Raw genomic sequence first — 15,972 nt, forward strand, 5'->3', positions numbered from 1 at the left:
GGCCCCCGAAGGGCAACGCATCGGTTTCAGGCTGACTCTAGCCATCCGTCGAAACCCGTCTACTCCCGGCTCACGAATACCCGTGCATGCCAGTTCAGTGGGACGAGTAGAAGTAGGTGAGATAACTCGTCCAACCTAACCGGAGATCTGCCTCATTTGTGACTAGGCACTCCCATTTTGATTCCTGTAGGGCGTGACGGTCACATATGAAATGAAGAGCGCCAGTTTCGTGTGAAAATATCCCCGTGCGTATGAGGAAGCCTAGATGAGTCACCGCCGCCCAAGAAGTTCAGGGGAAATACTCAACCTCCTACTGAGTCATTCGCAAGACTGGGTTCACCGTCGGGTCGATGCCCTGCGTTTGGATGTTGACGGAACGACTCGGCGTTTCGTATCCGTGGATCTAACCGTCCCGGCCGACCGGGTTATTGCTGGATCAACGGGCCACGTGTTGGTCCCTCTGGGAGTTCTGGAGAAAGGCCCAATTCAAAGGCTGGATGCTTCCCATGACGGTAAGCCTGTACCTGTTTTAGGTCGCCAGGATCACGCCGAACTGGTTGTCGAGATGCTTGAGGCGAGACTTCCTCGAGTGCTCGGAAAGGCTTGGCCCAGGCACCTACGCAGAAAGCTCTTCTACGAAATCGCTACGTGTAGCGCAGAGACGGCCGAGAACATCGCAGAGGATTACCAGCGGTTCCAAAGAGACCTGCTGGGAAGTCGCGTCCGAGACGAGCATTCCAAGCTGCAGATAGAAGAATTCAGCACTTTGGTAGGGCAGATGCTCGCTAACTTCGTTTTCCTCGTGGAGATCAAGAAGGAATTCGTGGGGCAGCGCATCGTTTTGAAGTATGCCCTCGATCAAGCAGAAATCAACAGCGGTCCCTCGGGCCGGCGCACGCTCGTTATTCTTCAGCCCGTTCCGGATTTGGGCTGGGCCAGAAGCCACCATATGGAAGTAGGCGTCCCTTCCGGGTTGGTCGTCGACTCGCTCACTCTGGCCGAACTCGGTGAGGATGAAAAGAGCGACCGTTTCGTGAAGGCTGTTTCCGAAGGGCGTATCGGTCACGTGAACTTGGAGCCGTCATCGTCACAAGCAATCGGCTTCCTTCGAGCGGAGATCTCCGTTGCCAAGCAGGGGGTCTTCTTTTTTACTCAGTGGACGATATACAGCCTTGTGATTCTGGTGGCCACTGCGACTCTAGTTCGTATGTTTGACGATTTTTTCATAAAGATGGTGCCGGAAACCATTCCTTCTCCGGCTGCGTCTATTTTGCTCGTAGGGCCCGCCCTGCTGATTTCATGGATGAGTCGTCTTCCTGAACACCCCCTAGTCGCGCGCATGATCGGGCCGCTCAGGGGGATGCTAACCCTTAGCGCACTTGCGCTGACTCTCATGGCTGGTCTCGCAGCTGTCAGAGTTCAGGTGTGGGTATGGCACGCCGCATGGTGGGTAGTTGTGGCTCTGATTCTCGCAGTATGCGTATGGTTCTTGTACTTCACTTTTAACTGGCGTTTAGAACGCACGAGGTAGGGATCGTCGTAGAATTTAAGTTCATCAGGAGGTTGAATTGGCTCATCAAAGGACCAGTTGGTCCAAGCAGGACACGGACTCCCCAAGTAGAGACGACTTGCTACGAGGTGTAGATTACGTCCTCGTATCAGGTGGGGGATCGCTTGAGAAGGACTTCAAGCTCACCGGCCTTAAGAAGCAGAGGAAGGCGAGGCGGCTAGAGAGAACGAGCTTATTTGGGCGGCGTATCAGTACTGGAAAGCCCGCAAACCAAGAGTAAGTGGGGTGAAGAGACAGAGCGGGCGTGCCTACATGGTTGCTCCTTGTTACGGCGAGTCCATTGTGCATCCCTCCGCTAGCCTGCTCGTTCCCGATACAGGGAACCAGCGCTGAAATCACAGACTCTTCTGTGGTTGTCAGCGGAGCGATGGCAGGAAGCTGTCGACATTGAGTGTGCGGTAAATCCGCCGGGCGAGGTCGCGTTTCACGCACCGTCTGATCTCCCGATTGGGTTGCCCCTCTGCCTGCCGTTTTGGTGCATGCGCGATGGTTTCCGGATCGAACGCCATCCTGGTCGGTGCAACCATGTGAGGGGCTTTATACAGGGTCCTGTCGCCTCCGCGATTGAGCGGATGGCGGATGGTATTCCCGGATGAAGCCGGAATGGGGTTGGCCCGGCCAGGAAGCGAAAGCTGCATCGGAAAGCACCCTGCCCTGGTGCACCAGGCGGTGAGACAAATGGCTGCCGTGACTGGTCCGAAGCCGGCTTCCTGCTTCGCTGACTTGAACCGGTTCGGTGATCCGAGAGCCGTTGGCTTTGATTTCAGCGTCAAGGTCGCCGATACGCTTGACGAGCCTGATCGCTTCGGAGCGTGCGACCAACACCGCAAGCGGTTCTTCACGAGCCCGCCACCGGGACACCTCAAGTATCTGGCCTCCGGTCAACGCGCTGCGCGCATCCAAACCCAAATCATTGGTCCGGAGCGGTGCGGTCAATGCGTTCACGGTCTTGGTCCGGTCGGTTGTCATCGATTGACGTGCGGTGACCAAGACCCGCAACGCGGCACGGACCCCTTCGTTCAACCGTGGCGGCACAACTTGTCCTCTTCCAAGGCAAGGACGGAAGCGCCCAGGGTACACTCCCCCACCTTTACGCAGTCACGGTTATCGGTGCCCGGTCTGCGAAGTCATTAGGGGAAGAGTCGCGAAGTAAAGGTTCGTTCTCGTTGCAGATCTCAGCTTTCGGTACAGGAGTTATTGGCTTCCACCCTGAGCCCTGGGCAGAAGGAGGCTGACGGACGGGTGCGAAGGACCGGATAATGGTTCAGCGGGCCGAGCCTGCGGTATTTTCTCGGGTGTTTACGCGAAGGCATAGGCTCCACGGAACCTGCGGGAGGGCGATCCTTCGTTCAACCTGGTGGGATCTGGAGAGTGTTGCGCCGACGAGGCTGGCGGTGTTGGTGGCGATGACGACTTCGTTCTGGTCGACGATGCACGTGTTGGGCGGCAAGGGCTGCATGAGCGGTGCGAATTCAGTCTGAAGGCGGCTGATGAGGATGTCTGCGGCAGCGAGTCCTGCCATCTTGCCCGCCCTGGTGACCCGTTTGGTGAAGGTGATGACGTGCTCGTTGGTTCCGAGGGCATCGATGTAGGCGTAGCTGGTGTGGACCTCGGCATCGGCATCGGGCGCGGGCCACCACGGTGCTGTCGAGTAGTCGTAGAACTCCGGACCCATTTCGAATTCGAACCGCTGCGGCGATTCCGCGCCCGACGGGAGGTAGCACCAGATGGATCCCGGTGCGCCGAAGTAGGATTGCTCGGCGATGAATCCCGTCCCGTACAGCGCCGGCATGGCCTGCAGACGCTCGCGTGCGACATCGTAGACGTTCTCCAGCTCGTCCAGCCTGCCGAACTTTGCGTGGTCAAGGCCCTCCTGCGCGGCTTCTTCGACGATCCCTATCGAGGCGGCCACGGCTTCTTTGAGGTCCGCCGTGAACGATTCCACGGCGTAAACTGCGCTGTCGCTGCCCTCGCTTGAAGACGGCGGGACTGTCGGTGATTCTATGGACATTCGCAGGTCTATAAGGCGGTTCATATCTCGGCGGACATGCTCTTCGGCGAGGGCCCGGGCATCAGTGGCGTTCCCTGCTCGAACTGCGTCCACAATCATGGCGTGCTCATTGGCCGCTGCGATGCGGCGGTCAGGAGCGTCGGCCCAGACCAATGCCCCGACCTCGGCCTGCATTGTTATCTCCTGGCGGGTGAACAGGACGGATCCCGATGTGGCCGCAAGCTCTATGTGGAACTGGCTATCGGCCCGTGTCATTTCAGCGGATGTCTGCGCCGTTCCGATGAGGGCCGCCATCGAAGAAAGGCGCCCGATGGGGACCTGCTGCGATCGGCCGGCCGCCACTGCCGCAGCTGAGCCTGACAGGAAGGCGCGATACTCCCGTACGTCGCGTAGATGCTCCAGGGAGTACCTCGCAAGGGTGTCCCGTTGGGCTTTGGCGATGTCTCCGGTGTTCGCCCTCACGAAGCTTCCGCCACCTTTGCCGCGCCGTGTTTCCAGAAGTCCCAAGTGGCGAAGCTCGGCGAGGGCGGTTCGGAGGGTCATGGTGGAGACCCGCATCTTTGCGGCGAGCTCGCTTTCACTGGGAAGCTGGGTGCCGTCTTCTAGCACGCCCAGTTCGATCGAATGACGGAGCCGAAGGGCGATCTCCTCGCCCCGCTCGGCGGTCTCCAACGGCGCAAATGCGAGCCGTTCTCTCCAGCTTGACATGGCCCCCCTCCTTAATCGTAGTAATCATCACCATCAAAACTATGACATCTTGTGTTAGATGTCTATTGACATCTAACATTGGAGGTCTAAAGTTAATTGTATCAAATGGAGGGGAAAGGGGGCCCAGCCGCTTCGACCATCAGCTAGGAGTTACGGTCATGTTGGATAGCAACGATGTCGTCCACATCTGGCAACAAGCCGGGAATCCGACGCCGGTCGACCGTCTCAGTTTCTACGCCGAGGCACTGACCGCACACTGCGCTATCGGCGAGTGCAGGACACTGAGCGATGCGCAAGAGGACGGGGCGCTCCTCGCGATGTTCCGCGTTGACCGTCCCCACGCGACCATTCCTTCCCTCCACCAGATGCCTCCTCTGGCGTTGTCCGGCTACCACCAGTTGCTCCATGAACTCGCCCGCCAAGGACTTGGCCCAAGCGATGAATTCCGTGCCCAGATCTCGCGGGGCGGGCATTTACCCGAAACCGCACCGCGCCAAGGGGTGGACACCGAGGCTTTGAACGGAGACGAACGGTGAAACGCCGCAGCCCGCGAACAACTACCGCCCCGCAATCCATCGGGGTTGCACCCCTTCCCCTGTTGCCTGAGCCGGCGCAAGTCCGGACCAGCCCACCGGAAACGTGGGATGCGCTCATGTTAGAACTCGACGCCGACTGCGCCTGAATCCAAACGAATACTTGAGGCGAACAACGACGACTTCTTTGCCTGCATGCCAAGCATCCAGGAAGGCTCCGGCCTTACCCAAACGCTGCGGTCGTGCGAGGACTATGTGTAAAGCCGGCCCTAACGCCATAGAAAGTCGCGGACGTTTTAATTGCTTGTTGTAGTGAGGCGCAGTTGGCCTACGGTTCAAACCTCGGATTTCCGGTTATCAGACCGCCGCTCCCGAAAGAAGGTGGCAAGTCTCATCGGGACAGTGTCTAGGCAAACGAGCTTGGCTCGTCCCAGCCGCGAGAGCGCAACCAGTTCCCGTTGTCATCAGTTCGGAACCGCCGGCAGATGGCGCGGCCGGGCCCAGGTAGACCCGAAGCGGACCCAGTAGTTCAAATTCTTTACTGTCCCGCTTTCGGGCTTTCCCAGCCTGATCTTCCGCTCCGTCGGGACGGCATCTGTAAAGGCCGTGCGTCACCGTCAGCTCAAAACTTAGCCTATCCTGATGCCGGTGCACGCGAAGTCCTGCTGCAGAAGCCGCTCAATGGGGCAGCAATCTCAATCGCTTCGCCAGCCCGGACGGAGCGGTTGAGCGGGACATGTAGAAGGAGCTGAGAGAACTCTCGCGCCACGACGCCAGTATTTCCGTAGGGACCGATGTCTGAACAGCGCCGGATCGGGTAACCGCTGGAACCTGAGAGCCTTGAGGGCAAAACTAAATCTCCGGTAAACCGCTCCCGAAATCCCATGGCATCTACCCCTCCGAAACCATGGCCTAAGGGCTGGTCACGTAGGAGCGCATTCGTTGTGATTCGTCCAAAGAAGCGGCAGATCTCCCGACAAGAATTCCTTTCAAATGCAAATATTTTACCCATCCTAGCTTTCCAATGTAAGATGACTGGGACGAGAGGAAGTGGCGACATGAGCCAATCCGACGCAGTAACCGGAAGCAGCGATGGGCCCATGGCGCCGCTGGGAGGTACGGCCGCGGCCATTGAGCCCATCCTTGATCCTGTGGATGTCGACCTTGTCGATATCCAGATTCTCCGTCTTTTGGCTGACGATTCCCGGGCATCCCAGCGCCAGCTGGCACGCGAAGTTGGCATGTCCGCGCCGGCCGTTGGTGAACGCATCGCCAGACTGGAACGCTTGGGAGTGATCCGTGGCTACTCGGTGGCGGTTGACTGGGCGCGGCTGGATTATTCAATGGAGGTCTACCTAAATATCCTGGCTGTCTCAGGCGTCAACATGGGCCAGTTGATCTCTGACCTGAACGCCCTCCCTGAAGTAGAGTCTGTCAACAGCATCTCCGGATCCTTCGATCTCCAAGCGCGGCTCAGGGTGCGCGACCACCGCCACCTGAACCGCCTTCTCGTTCACGGCATCTGGCAGCTGTCTGCCATACAGCGCACTGAGACTCAACTCAGTTTTGCCAGTGCTCCGCATTGGGACTTCACGTCCAACTTGCTGAGCCATATTCAAGAACAGCAGAAGAACCACTCCAAATAGGCCCCGCGAAGGGCGCCGCGACCCAGCGGCGAAGCTCAGGCCCAAGGCAGCCTTGCCATCCGCGCTGCTGCGTAGGGCCGGCCAGTTGACGCACTGAGCATTGAGTGCGACCTGTGCTCGATGTTCCTGCTGATCCTCGCCAAGCGGCGATGCCTGCTCCGCTACCCCCTCTCCTGCACTCGCGCAGTTAAGCCGCGAAACCTTCCGGCATTCCCCGCTCCCGGCGACCGCAGAACCGGGCTCTGGTCGACCCAAAGCAGTTGAATTCCTCGGGTCCAGCGGTTCACTCCTGGCAGCGCTCACGAGGATTCTTAGTAGTTTCAAACAGAAGGAAAATAGGATAGCCATATATGCATATGTAAGGTTTTGATCTCTATTGCTTGACATACGCAAGTGGTGCGGCGCATAGTTGATGTATTCACAGACCGGGCAATTGGACCCGGGTCAACGTCCCCAGAAGAGAGCTATGCCATGACCCCTGCTGTTTTTCACGTCGCCGGCGACCTTTCAGCGCGGGCCGCGGTCCGGAGTCTGCGGTCCTCCCAGATTCGTGAGGTCGCGAACACTGGAATAGGTCGTGAGGGTGTACTGCCGTTTTGGTTTGGGGAACCGGACGAACCGACTCCACGCGAGGTCCGCGAAGTCGCCGCGGCGTCCCTCGATGCCGGGAACACGTTCTACGTCCAGACCCTCGGCATGCCATCCCTGCGTGCAGCCATCGCTGGCTACGTGAGCGCGCTGCATAAGCCAATCGGCGTGGACCGGATCGCCGTGACCAACTCGGGTACCACAGCCCTGATGACCGCCATTCAGACTGTCATCGGACCGGGTGACCGCGTTGTGACACTCACGCCACAGTGGCCGAACCTCGTGGAGATGCCAAAAGTTGTCGGCGCCACTGTCGAGACCGTCCCCCTCGACTTCTCTGTTGAGGAGGGATGGCACCTCGACATCGACAAGCTGCTGAAGCAGCTGACCCCGGGCACGGCAGCTTTGATGCTCAACTCGCCTAACAACCCCACTGGATGGACTGTTTCCCGCGAGCAGCAGCAGCGGATTCTTGACCGCTGCCGCCAGCATGGAATCTGGATCATTGCCGATGATGTTTATGAGCGCTTCTACTTCGAGGGCAATGCCGCTCCGTCTTTCTTGGACATTGCCGATGAAGACGACAAAGTCATCAGCGCCAATTCCTTCTCCAAGGGCTGGCTCATGACCGGCTGGCGTGCCGGCTGGCTTGTCGCACCGAAACCGCTGATTCCGCAGATCGGGAAGCTCATCGAGTTCTCCGCAGGCTGTACGCCTGCCTTTGTCCAGGAAGCCGCCCAGTTCGCCCTGGAAAACGGCGAGGCAACGATCGCGCGGACGCTGTCCCGGTTCAAAACCGCCCGTGATTACCTTCACGACAAGCTCGCCACGATCCCCGGAGTTCATCTCGGCACCCCGGCGCCGGGAGCCATGTACACCTTCTTTAAGGTCGATGGGATTACCGACAGTTTCGAATTCTGCACCTCACTGCTGGAAAAGACAGGCCTCGGTCTGGCACCAGGAACAGCCTTCGGGCCTGAAGGGCAAGGCTATCTGCGGTGGTGCTTCGCCAGCGACCTCGACCGGATCGACGACGGGGTTGACAGGCTTCGAACGTATTTGATGGCCCGCTGACCCGGGATCGGGCTGCCCGCGGAGCACCAGATCCCGCATCAACACTGCCGCTTCCAGCTGTTAGAGGGCAGCCTGGTCCGTCCGGTCCCACTGACAACGACGTCCAATCAGAAAGCTAGAAGATGACTGCGAAGTCGACAGCCACAGACCACGGCCATGGGCGGGCAGACGACAAGACCCTGCACGCCGAAGACGTTGGCTACAAGAAGGGCCTGAAGGGCCGCCAGATCCAGATGATCGCGATCGGTGGTGCCATCGGCACTGGTCTGTTCCTTGGCGCAGGCGGCCGCCTGGCCGCGGCCGGTCCTTCCCTGGTTCTTTCCTACGCCATTTGTGGAGTCTTCGTGTTCCTGATCCTTCGGGCCCTGGGCGAACTTGTTCTGCACCGCCCATCGTCGGGCTCCTTCGTTTCGTATGCGCGGGAGTTCTACGGTGAGAAGGCTGCCTACGTCTCAGGCTGGTTCTACTGGATCAACTGGACCATGGGGACGATAGGTGACATCACCGCAGCTGCCCTATACATGAATTTCTTCGGTCGCTATGTGCCATGGATCGGCGCCGTTCCCCAATGGGCGTGGGCCCTGATCGCCTTGGCGGTAGTCCTTGCCCTGAACCTCGTCTCGGTGAAGGTCTTCGGGGAACTTGAGTTCTGGTTCGCGATCATCAAGGTCGCGGCACTGGTGTCCTTCCTTATCATCGGTCTGTACTTCATTGTCTTCGGCACCCCCACCGGTGCACCCACCGGGGTTGACCTGATCAGCGACAATGGTGGATTCTTTCCCACCGGACTCGCCCCTATGATCCTTCTCATGTCAGGTGTGGTGTTCGCTTACGCCTCAGTCGAGCTTGTCGGCACCGCGGCCGGTGAAACAGAAAATCCTGCGAAGATCATGCCCCAGGCGATCAACTCGGTGGTAATCCGCATCGCCGTGTTCTACGTGGGCTCGGTCCTGCTGCTTTCGCTGCTGCTGCCGTACACCGCGTACGAATACGGCGTGAGCCCCTTCGTGACGTTCTTCAGTTCCATCGGGATCCAAGGCGTCGACCTCATTATGAACCTCGTGGTTCTCACGGCCGCGCTGTCCTCGCTGAACGCCGGCCTGTATTCCACCGGGCGTATTTTACGCTCGATGGCGGCCGCCGGGTCTGCTCCAAAGTTCGCCCTGAAGATGAACAAGGCCGGCGTACCATACGGCGGCATTGGACTCACAGCACTCGTGGCCCTGCTCGGTATCCCTTTGAACTACTTGGTTCCCGGCGATGCTTTCGAGATTGTCCTCAGCATCGCTGCTGTCGGGATCATCAGTACATGGGCGACCATCGTCCTGTGCCAGATCAGGCTCCAGCATTGGGCCAAGAAGGGCTGGCTCACCCGCCCGGACTTCCGCATGCCAGGTGCCCCCGTCACTGGTTATCTGACCCTGGCCTTCCTCGCCGGGGTCCTGATTCTGGTTCTGTTTGACTCGCCGTGGACACTGGTGGTCACGTTCATCGCCTCAGTGCTGCTGGTGGCGTACTGGTTCGCCTGCCGGCGGCGAATCCGCGAGATCGCCGAAGACAGGACCGAAAGATTTGACGGCCAGTCACAGCAACTTCCTCAACACTCCGTCGCTGACTGAAAAGGCGCTTCGGACACCCCAAGGGCCGGACAACTCTTTGACCAACCGACCGAATCCAGGCGAAAGGAAGAATGACATGAAGGCCCGCCTAGCCGTGTCCACCAAGAGGAAGGCCCACGCTGATGCATTGGCAGATTGGACCGAATTGCGCCCGGGCGACCCGGTCGAAATAGTCAAGAACGCACAAACCATCAGCCACGGAACTACTGAGGAAGTCTCGGGCAGTGGCGCGGTCCTGTGGGTCAGTCCCGACCAGCCAGGACCCAGCAGATCCTATGCAAAGTCAGAAGGGATCCTGGTGCACCGTGCATGAAGTGACTCCTACTCCAGACATTGTCCGGACACACTTACCAAAGCCGACGAGGACAACCCCATGAAGTACGACGTAGTGACCTTCGGCGAGCCAATGCTCCTACTGCTGGCAGCCGACGACCTGCCGTTGCTCTCCGGGCAGCGATTCGATGTCGGCGTTGCCGGAGCAGAGAGCAACCTCGCGATCGGCCTTGCCCGGCTTAACCATGGAGTGGCGTACTTCGGCCGCGTCGGAGCTGACACGTTCGGTGTCCGGATTCAACAAACCCTTCGGAGCGAAGGAATTGACGTCAGTGCCCTGACCACAGACGCCGAGCTGCCAACGGGCATCCTTCTCCGCGACAGCCCCCAGGGCCAGCCGATCACGGTCGAGTACCGCCGCGCCGGGAGCGCTGCCACGGCCCTTGCCCCTGAGCACCTGCCCAAGGAGATGATCAGCAACACCCGTTTCCTCCATGTGACCGGCATTATCGCGGCGCTCTCGGAATCCGCACTTGAAGCAGCCGAACAGGCCATGATCATAGCCCGTCAGGCGGGGGCTGAAGTGTCTCTGGATCCCAATATCAGGCTCCGGCTCGCTTCACCTGAACAGTGGCGCAAAATCATCGAACGCCTGGCCCCGCACGCGACCATCATCTTCACCGGCCAAGACGAAGCGGACATCATCTGCCGCGGCGTTGACCCCGAGGAATGGTATGGCGAACGAGGAGCCACCACCGTAGTCGTCAAGAACGGTGCTAGCGGGTCCCGCGAATACATGCACACCGTGGCGTCCTCGGTGGAGGCTGGGGTTCGACCCGTGCATGCCGTCGATGTCGTTGGTGCCGGCGACGGCTTCAACGCCGGCTGGATCTCAGCATGGCTCAACGGTGCAGACAGCCAGACCCCGGAACATGCAGCCCTTCGACTCCGGACGGGTGCCACCGTTGCCGCGAGCGTCGTCGCTACCCGCGGGGATGCGACCGGCCTGCCCACCCAAGCCATCCTTAGACAGTTGCTGAGCAACGGAATGGACGTTAACCGATGAACCCTCACGAAACCATAGCCGCCATCACAAAGACCGGAATTGTCGGCATCGTCCGCGCCGAGTCGGCGCAACAGGCCATCGAGCTGACGAGGCAGCTGTGGGATGCAGGCATCGCCGTCGTTGAAGTAGCCCTGACCACACCCGACGGGCTCGAAGCGATCAAGAAACTCAGCCAGGATGTACCGGACGGATACATTCTGGGCGCCGGAACAATACTTGATGCCGCAACGGCACGACTTGCCATTCTTGCCGGCGCCAGCCTCCTAGTCACCCCGGTCGTCGTCGAAGAGGTCATCGAAGTAGCCCAACGGTATGGTGCGGTAACCGTCATCGGTGCCGCCACACCGACAGAAATGCTGCAAGCCCACAGCCGCGGTGCTGACTTCGTCAAGGTCTTCCCCGCAAGCCGATGGACCCCGCAAAGCCTCTCCGACACCTTGCAGGCACTCCCACAGCTGCGGATCATCCCCACCGGTGGAGTAACCCCGGAAACAGCCGCGGAGTGGGTCGGCGGTGGGGCCGTTGCCGTCGGGCTGGGTTCTTCCCTTACCAAGGGCGATGACCCGTCAGGCCGCGTAGCTTCCCTGCTGCAAGCACTAGGGTCAGCACGCGCCTAACCACAAGACCCGCTTGCCATCACCAAGCGGGACCGACCAGATGAGCTGCTCTTCCCGGAATTGGACCGTGAGATCCAATTCCGCGACGAGCAGCTTTTTTGGTAACCGGGCAGGAACGGACCGCCCATCGGCGCGGTCAAGAGGCCCCCGAACTGCACACAACTCCCCATCCAAGGCCACGGCTTGTGGCTTCGTTGCACTGGGCAGGCGGTGGGATGGCGCGTGCAAACCGCGTCAGATCCTGCTGGTCCTCTGCCACCTGCATTCGCCCATAAGAACTGAACCAACGGGCGGCTCATATGACGAACCCGGGAAGCTGGACCGGTGTCCGAAAACCGGGGATTCAGGTCTTCGCCGTACCGGGCCATTTTCCGCCTGACCCGAGCAGGAGTTTCCAGCTGGCCAGGAGACAGAGCGCGCTTCCTGGCGTCCCTTCGGATACGCCAAAGCCCTCCCGCCAGGTTGAGTCGCCTGGGGGAGGGCTTTCGGCATTGCGTCCTAGGTTCGCTCGCCGGGGCATACTTGGTGCTCTGGGCCCCTTAGTGCAGGTTTCCGAGGAACTGCCGTGTCCGTTCGTGGACGGGATGATCGAAGAACTCACTGGGCGTGCCCGATTCGATGATCTTCCCTCCGTGCATGAAGATAACCCGGTTTGCGACCTGTCGAGCGAAACTCATTTCGTGGGTCACCACGATCATGGTCATCCCTTCTTTGGCCAAGTCGGTCATGACTTTCAACACCTCACCAACCAGTTCGGGATCCAGAGCCGAGGTCGGTTCGTCGAACAACATCACCTTCGGGTTCATGGCCAGCGCCCGGGCTATGGCAACCCGTTGCTGTTGTCCACCGGAGAGCTGCGAAGGATAGAAACTGGCCTTGCCTTCCAACCCGACTTTGCGCAGCAGTTCCATCGCACGGGCTGAGGCCGCAGCGGCAGGAACCTTCAACACTCCTCGGGGAGCCTCGATGATGTTCTGCAGGACCGTCAGGTGTCCAAAGAGGTTGAACCGCTGAAAGACCATACCAACCGGCTTGCGTTGATGGGACACCTGGGAGGGGGTCATCTCACGGTATCCGCCTTTGAATTTTTCGTAGCCAATGAACTCATCGCCAACCCAGATTTCACCTGAATCGATCGTTTCCAGATGATTGATGGCCCGAAGGAATGTGGACTTTCCGGCCCCTGAGCCGCCCAACAGACAGACCACTTCGCCCTTGAAGACCTCAAGGCTGATGCCCTTGAGGACTTCGACATGACCGAATGCCTTATGGACATCGCGGGCTCGGACGATAGGTGCTTCCTCGACCGCAGCTGATGCGCTCATACTAGTTAACCCTCCTCATGGGGAGCCTCACGATAGATGACACCAAGGTCTTCTTGGATGTTTTTCCCGGCCTGGCAAGACTTGCGTCGAATGACTTCTCCAGGAAGTACTGGCCAACGCTGGTGACCGAAACAACCACCATGTACCAGAAAGCACAGGCAAACAGTGTTTCCATGATCTCCAGGTTCCGGCTCGAAATATCCTGGGCGGCCCGTAGCAACTCTGGATACGTGATCACGGATGCCAGGGAAGTTGTCTTCAACATGTTGATGAAATCGTTGCCCGTGGGAGGAATAATGACCCGCATGGCTTGAGGCAGAACGATTCTGCGCATGGTTCGCCCCGGACTCATCGCCAGTGCGGTGGCCGCCTCAACCTGCCCGCTGTCAACGCTCTTGATACCACCACGAATGATTTCTGCCATATAAGCGGCCTCGTTGAGGGCCAGACCCAGAAGTGCTGCCACGAATGGGGTCATCACCGCATTCGTGGACGCGGAGTAAAATACGACGTCTGTTCCAGGGATGCCCAAGGTGATCTTGTCTGAAACCAAGGCAAGGTTGTACCACATGAGGATCTGCACGAGGACGGGTACGCCGCGGAAGATCCAGATGTAAAAGGACGCGATGCTGCTGGCCACGGGGTTGTGGGAAATGCGCATGATGGCGACAACGACGCCGATTGCGATGGCCAGTACCTGGGAAACGACAGCGAGGACGATAGTGCTCCATACAGCCTGCAGGAAGGGCACGGTGAAGGTGTAGACCAGCACATTGGGCCAGACGATCTTGGCCTGGGCCAACGCGACGATGACGCCGGCCATGACGGCCAGGCAGAGCACGGCCATCACCCATCTCAGCGGATGCTTCCGGGGATAAGTGACCGTGACACCGGCAGCGGCGTTCAGGCCGTCCAAGCTTCTGCGTTCATCAGATTTGATGCCTTCATTACTGGACACGGCTACGATCCTCCATTGACGCTCGCCGCTGTGAGGGCGCCCGCCTTGACCTTCCAGTTATCAAGAATCTGGCCGTAGGTTCCATCGTCCATCAACTGCTGAAGAGCAGCTTGGAAAGCATCACGGAGACCCGGGTTCTGCTTGTTGAAACCGATGCCATAGGGGACCGGGTCGATCAATTCGTTATCTGCCACCTGGAAATCGTTGCCGCTTCCGGACGTTGCGGCCACGTAGCTCAGGTACGGCAGGTCATCGATCACGGCATCGTTCCGTCCGGTCTTCAGATCGTTGAACATCTGCGCTTGCACTTCGTTGGTGTTGAGCTTGATCTCCGGCTTGCCGCTGGCGATGCAGGCCGGGGAAGCGGTCTTCTGGACCCAATCCGCTGCTGCAACTCCGACGTTGGTGCCAACGGTCTTGCCGCAAAGATCTTCGGCAGATTTGATGTTGGCAGGGTTGTCCTTCTTCACCAGGAACTTCATTCCAGAGTTGAAGTAGTCGACGAAGTCGATCTTCTGCTGTCGTACCTTGTTGTCATTCATTGCAGAGATTGTCAGGTCCACGCGCTTGGTTTCCAAACTCGTGATGAGGGTGTTGAACACCATGTTCTTAACGTCCACCTTCAAATCCAACTTCTTGGCAGCGGCGGTGATGAGGTCGATGTCATACCCGATGGCAGTCTTTGAATCTTCAGCGAGGAAACTGTTCGGCGGCGTCTGGAGATTCGACCCCACAGCCAGCGTCTTGCCTTTGAATTCCGCAGGGACCAGTGCCTGCAGCTTGCTATCAGCCTGAATACCGTCCAGCAGGGCCTTGGAGTTCGTCTGAGCGCTGGCGTCCTGTGTGGAAGCGTTGCCGGTCTGAGCACCTGAATTGGCGCCGCCGGGAACAGAGCATGCGCTCAGACCAAGGGCCGCGGCTACAGCAACGGTACCGATGAGGACCTTAGACTTCATGATTTCTCTCTCCATAGTTGTTCTGATCGACCAGATGGCGCTGGGGCCAGATCCTTGCTGTCGGCGAATGCTGACTGACTCAGCAAATGCAGGCAGCGCAACAACGGCCCTTCAGAAGTGCTGTTTCGGATACCACCGTCCATCTGCCGGGCACGAGGCAACGGCGGCGGGAGGGCGGTTCCATCTGCGTCGGGTTGGGGAAGTGCTGAGTGTTGCCTTTACCTCAGCATCAATACACACCTATTGTGGGCCGTATCACTATCAAATGTCAAGTAAAGAGCGGCGATAGGTTTACAAGTGCAATTCAGGGAAGCGTTACGCTTTTCTTATGTGCTGCAAGTGTTGGCAGTGGGCCGGAGCGGGTACCGGTTTATATTGAGCGGGCGCCGTACGGGGCTACATCTGTGATGAACGAGCTCTTAATGGGGCCACAAAGTGTAGGTTCCTGACCGTTGAACAGGTTGCCCAAGAGCTCAACGCTTCTTCCAGACAAATCCGGGCGCTGCTCAAATCAGAGATCTTGGGGCGGCGGGTGCCAGAACCTGCGGTTTATGTGCCAGTGAAGTTGAGGGCAACACTAACGATGGGGTGCCCCCGGACCGCGCGGAACGAGTTGCCTCAGGCGAATTGCTCATCAGGCAGCGTGCTGAAGTCGCTGCTTCTTCCCCTGTGCAGTCCTAGAAGACTGACGCACGTTTCAGAGTCGAACCGCTCCCCCAAGCATTACGGGCGGCCGATGGCCCGCGATAAATCACGGGTGCGATCAGCTCCGATGCCTGCCAAGTGGCGACCTTCCGGAGGGTGGGACCCGTCATGCTTATTCTCCCTGCCGCTGAGACTTCCTTGATGCGTACGGGGCCATCTCCCCGAATGCTCCCAGTAATCATCAGCACCGCCCGGGTCGCTCGTCTTGGCTGGGTTGAGCCTCTCCCCCAGCCTGACGGAATGACAATTGCTGGCATTACGAGTGCCGGCATTGGAATTGGCTGCGACCAGGTTGTCCTCGGTACCGCCAGGTGCAGCTTGCA

At 59.1% G+C, this 15,972-nt stretch carries 12 protein-coding genes and 1 pseudogene; 8 read left to right on the forward strand and 5 right to left on the reverse strand.

Annotated features, from left to right (window positions below; genetic code table 11):
• The first annotated feature begins 265 nt into the window (after window positions 1-265).
• On the forward strand, window positions 266-1,531 hold the full coding sequence (locus tag ACIPY2_RS20515) for a hypothetical protein (protein WP_400268247.1): 1,266 nt from the start codon (window positions 266-268) through the stop codon (window positions 1,529-1,531).
• Window positions 1,532-1,926: 395 nt separating this feature from the next.
• Here ACIPY2_RS20515 and ACIPY2_RS20520 read toward each other — a convergent pair.
• Both ACIPY2_RS20520 and ACIPY2_RS20525 read right to left on the reverse strand, forming a co-directional pair.
• Window positions 1,927-2,611: pseudogene (locus ACIPY2_RS20520) on the reverse strand (transposase); the annotation flags it as partial.
• A 223-nt stretch (window positions 2,612-2,834) separates the two neighbouring features.
• On the reverse strand, window positions 2,835-4,289 hold the full coding sequence (locus ACIPY2_RS20525; protein WP_400268248.1) for a GntR family transcriptional regulator: 1,455 nt from the start codon (window positions 4,287-4,289) through the stop codon (window positions 2,835-2,837).
• A 158-nt stretch (window positions 4,290-4,447) separates the two neighbouring features.
• Between ACIPY2_RS20525 and ACIPY2_RS20530 the strand changes: the two genes are divergently transcribed.
• From ACIPY2_RS20530 to ACIPY2_RS20560, 7 genes are all read left to right on the forward strand, one after another.
• Window positions 4,448-4,825, forward strand: a complete 378-nt coding sequence (locus ACIPY2_RS20530) for a hypothetical protein (RefSeq protein WP_400268249.1) — start codon at window positions 4,448-4,450, stop codon at window positions 4,823-4,825.
• A 1,055-nt stretch (window positions 4,826-5,880) separates the two neighbouring features.
• Window positions 5,881-6,468, forward strand: a complete 588-nt coding sequence (locus ACIPY2_RS20535) for an Lrp/AsnC family transcriptional regulator (RefSeq protein ID WP_400268250.1) — start codon at window positions 5,881-5,883, stop codon at window positions 6,466-6,468.
• A 471-nt stretch (window positions 6,469-6,939) separates the two neighbouring features.
• A complete protein-coding gene (locus tag ACIPY2_RS20540; protein ID WP_400268251.1) occupies window positions 6,940-8,130 on the forward strand; it encodes a pyridoxal phosphate-dependent aminotransferase in 1,191 nt (396 codons plus the stop codon).
• 122 nt (window positions 8,131-8,252) lie between these two features.
• Window positions 8,253-9,749, forward strand: coding sequence for an amino acid permease (locus ACIPY2_RS20545; RefSeq protein WP_400268252.1), 1,497 nt, complete (start codon window positions 8,253-8,255; stop codon window positions 9,747-9,749).
• A 76-nt stretch (window positions 9,750-9,825) separates the two neighbouring features.
• Complete coding sequence (locus ACIPY2_RS20550; RefSeq protein ID WP_400268253.1) at window positions 9,826-10,062, forward strand: hypothetical protein; 237 nt, start codon at window positions 9,826-9,828, stop codon at window positions 10,060-10,062.
• Between the two features lie 60 nt (window positions 10,063-10,122).
• Window positions 10,123-11,088, forward strand: a complete 966-nt coding sequence (locus ACIPY2_RS20555) for a sugar kinase (RefSeq protein WP_400268254.1) — start codon at window positions 10,123-10,125, stop codon at window positions 11,086-11,088.
• Window positions 11,085-11,705, forward strand: coding sequence for a bifunctional 4-hydroxy-2-oxoglutarate aldolase/2-dehydro-3-deoxy-phosphogluconate aldolase (locus tag ACIPY2_RS20560; RefSeq protein ID WP_400268255.1), 621 nt, complete (start codon window positions 11,085-11,087; stop codon window positions 11,703-11,705). Before ACIPY2_RS20555 ends, ACIPY2_RS20560 begins: the two co-directional genes overlap by 4 nt.
• Window positions 11,706-12,244: 539 nt before the next feature.
• Here the strand turns inward: ACIPY2_RS20560 and ACIPY2_RS20565 are convergent.
• From ACIPY2_RS20565 to ACIPY2_RS20575, 3 genes are read right to left on the reverse strand one after another with little or no spacing between them, the layout of a single operon-like run.
• Window positions 12,245-13,030 (reverse strand): amino acid ABC transporter ATP-binding protein, encoded by a 786-nt coding sequence (locus tag ACIPY2_RS20565; RefSeq protein ID WP_400268256.1) that lies wholly within the window; start codon window positions 13,028-13,030, stop codon window positions 12,245-12,247.
• A gap of 1 nt (window position 13,031) precedes the next feature.
• Window positions 13,032-13,988: an amino acid ABC transporter permease gene (locus tag ACIPY2_RS20570; RefSeq protein WP_400268257.1), complete on the reverse strand. Its 957-nt coding sequence runs from the start codon at window positions 13,986-13,988 to the stop codon at window positions 13,032-13,034.
• 2 nt (window positions 13,989-13,990) lie between these two features.
• A complete protein-coding gene (locus ACIPY2_RS20575) occupies window positions 13,991-14,944 on the reverse strand; it encodes an ABC transporter substrate-binding protein (protein ID WP_400268258.1) in 954 nt (317 codons plus the stop codon).
• Window positions 14,945-15,972: the final 1,028 nt, after the last annotated feature.

The sequence above is a fragment of the Paenarthrobacter sp. NPDC089675 genome (assembly GCF_044749185.1).
GTDB lineage: Bacteria > Actinomycetota > Actinomycetes > Actinomycetales > Micrococcaceae > Arthrobacter.

Bases quoted from the DNA above. Each gene is read 5' to 3' on its own strand.
- ACIPY2_RS20540 (WP_400268251.1), top strand. From the start codon at position 6,940: ATGACCCCTGCTGTTTTTCACGTCGCCGGCGACCTTTCAGCGCGGGCC.
- ACIPY2_RS20560 (WP_400268255.1), top strand. From the start codon at position 11,085: ATGAACCCTCACGAAACCATAGCCGCCATCACAAAGACCGGAATTGTC.
- ACIPY2_RS20535 (WP_400268250.1), top strand. From the start codon at position 5,881: ATGAGCCAATCCGACGCAGTAACCGGAAGCAGCGATGGGCCCATGGCG.
- ACIPY2_RS20545 (WP_400268252.1), top strand. From the start codon at position 8,253: ATGACTGCGAAGTCGACAGCCACAGACCACGGCCATGGGCGGGCAGAC.
- ACIPY2_RS20515 (WP_400268247.1), top strand. From the start codon at position 266: ATGAGTCACCGCCGCCCAAGAAGTTCAGGGGAAATACTCAACCTCCTA.
- ACIPY2_RS20565 (WP_400268256.1), bottom strand. From the start codon at position 13,030: ATGAGCGCATCAGCTGCGGTCGAGGAAGCACCTATCGTCCGAGCCCGC.
- ACIPY2_RS20525 (WP_400268248.1), bottom strand. From the start codon at position 4,289: ATGTCAAGCTGGAGAGAACGGCTCGCATTTGCGCCGTTGGAGACCGCC.
- ACIPY2_RS20530 (WP_400268249.1), top strand. From the start codon at position 4,448: ATGTTGGATAGCAACGATGTCGTCCACATCTGGCAACAAGCCGGGAAT.
- ACIPY2_RS20575 (WP_400268258.1), bottom strand. From the start codon at position 14,944: ATGAAGTCTAAGGTCCTCATCGGTACCGTTGCTGTAGCCGCGGCCCTT.
- ACIPY2_RS20555 (WP_400268254.1), top strand. From the start codon at position 10,123: ATGAAGTACGACGTAGTGACCTTCGGCGAGCCAATGCTCCTACTGCTG.
- ACIPY2_RS20550 (WP_400268253.1), top strand. From the start codon at position 9,826: ATGAAGGCCCGCCTAGCCGTGTCCACCAAGAGGAAGGCCCACGCTGAT.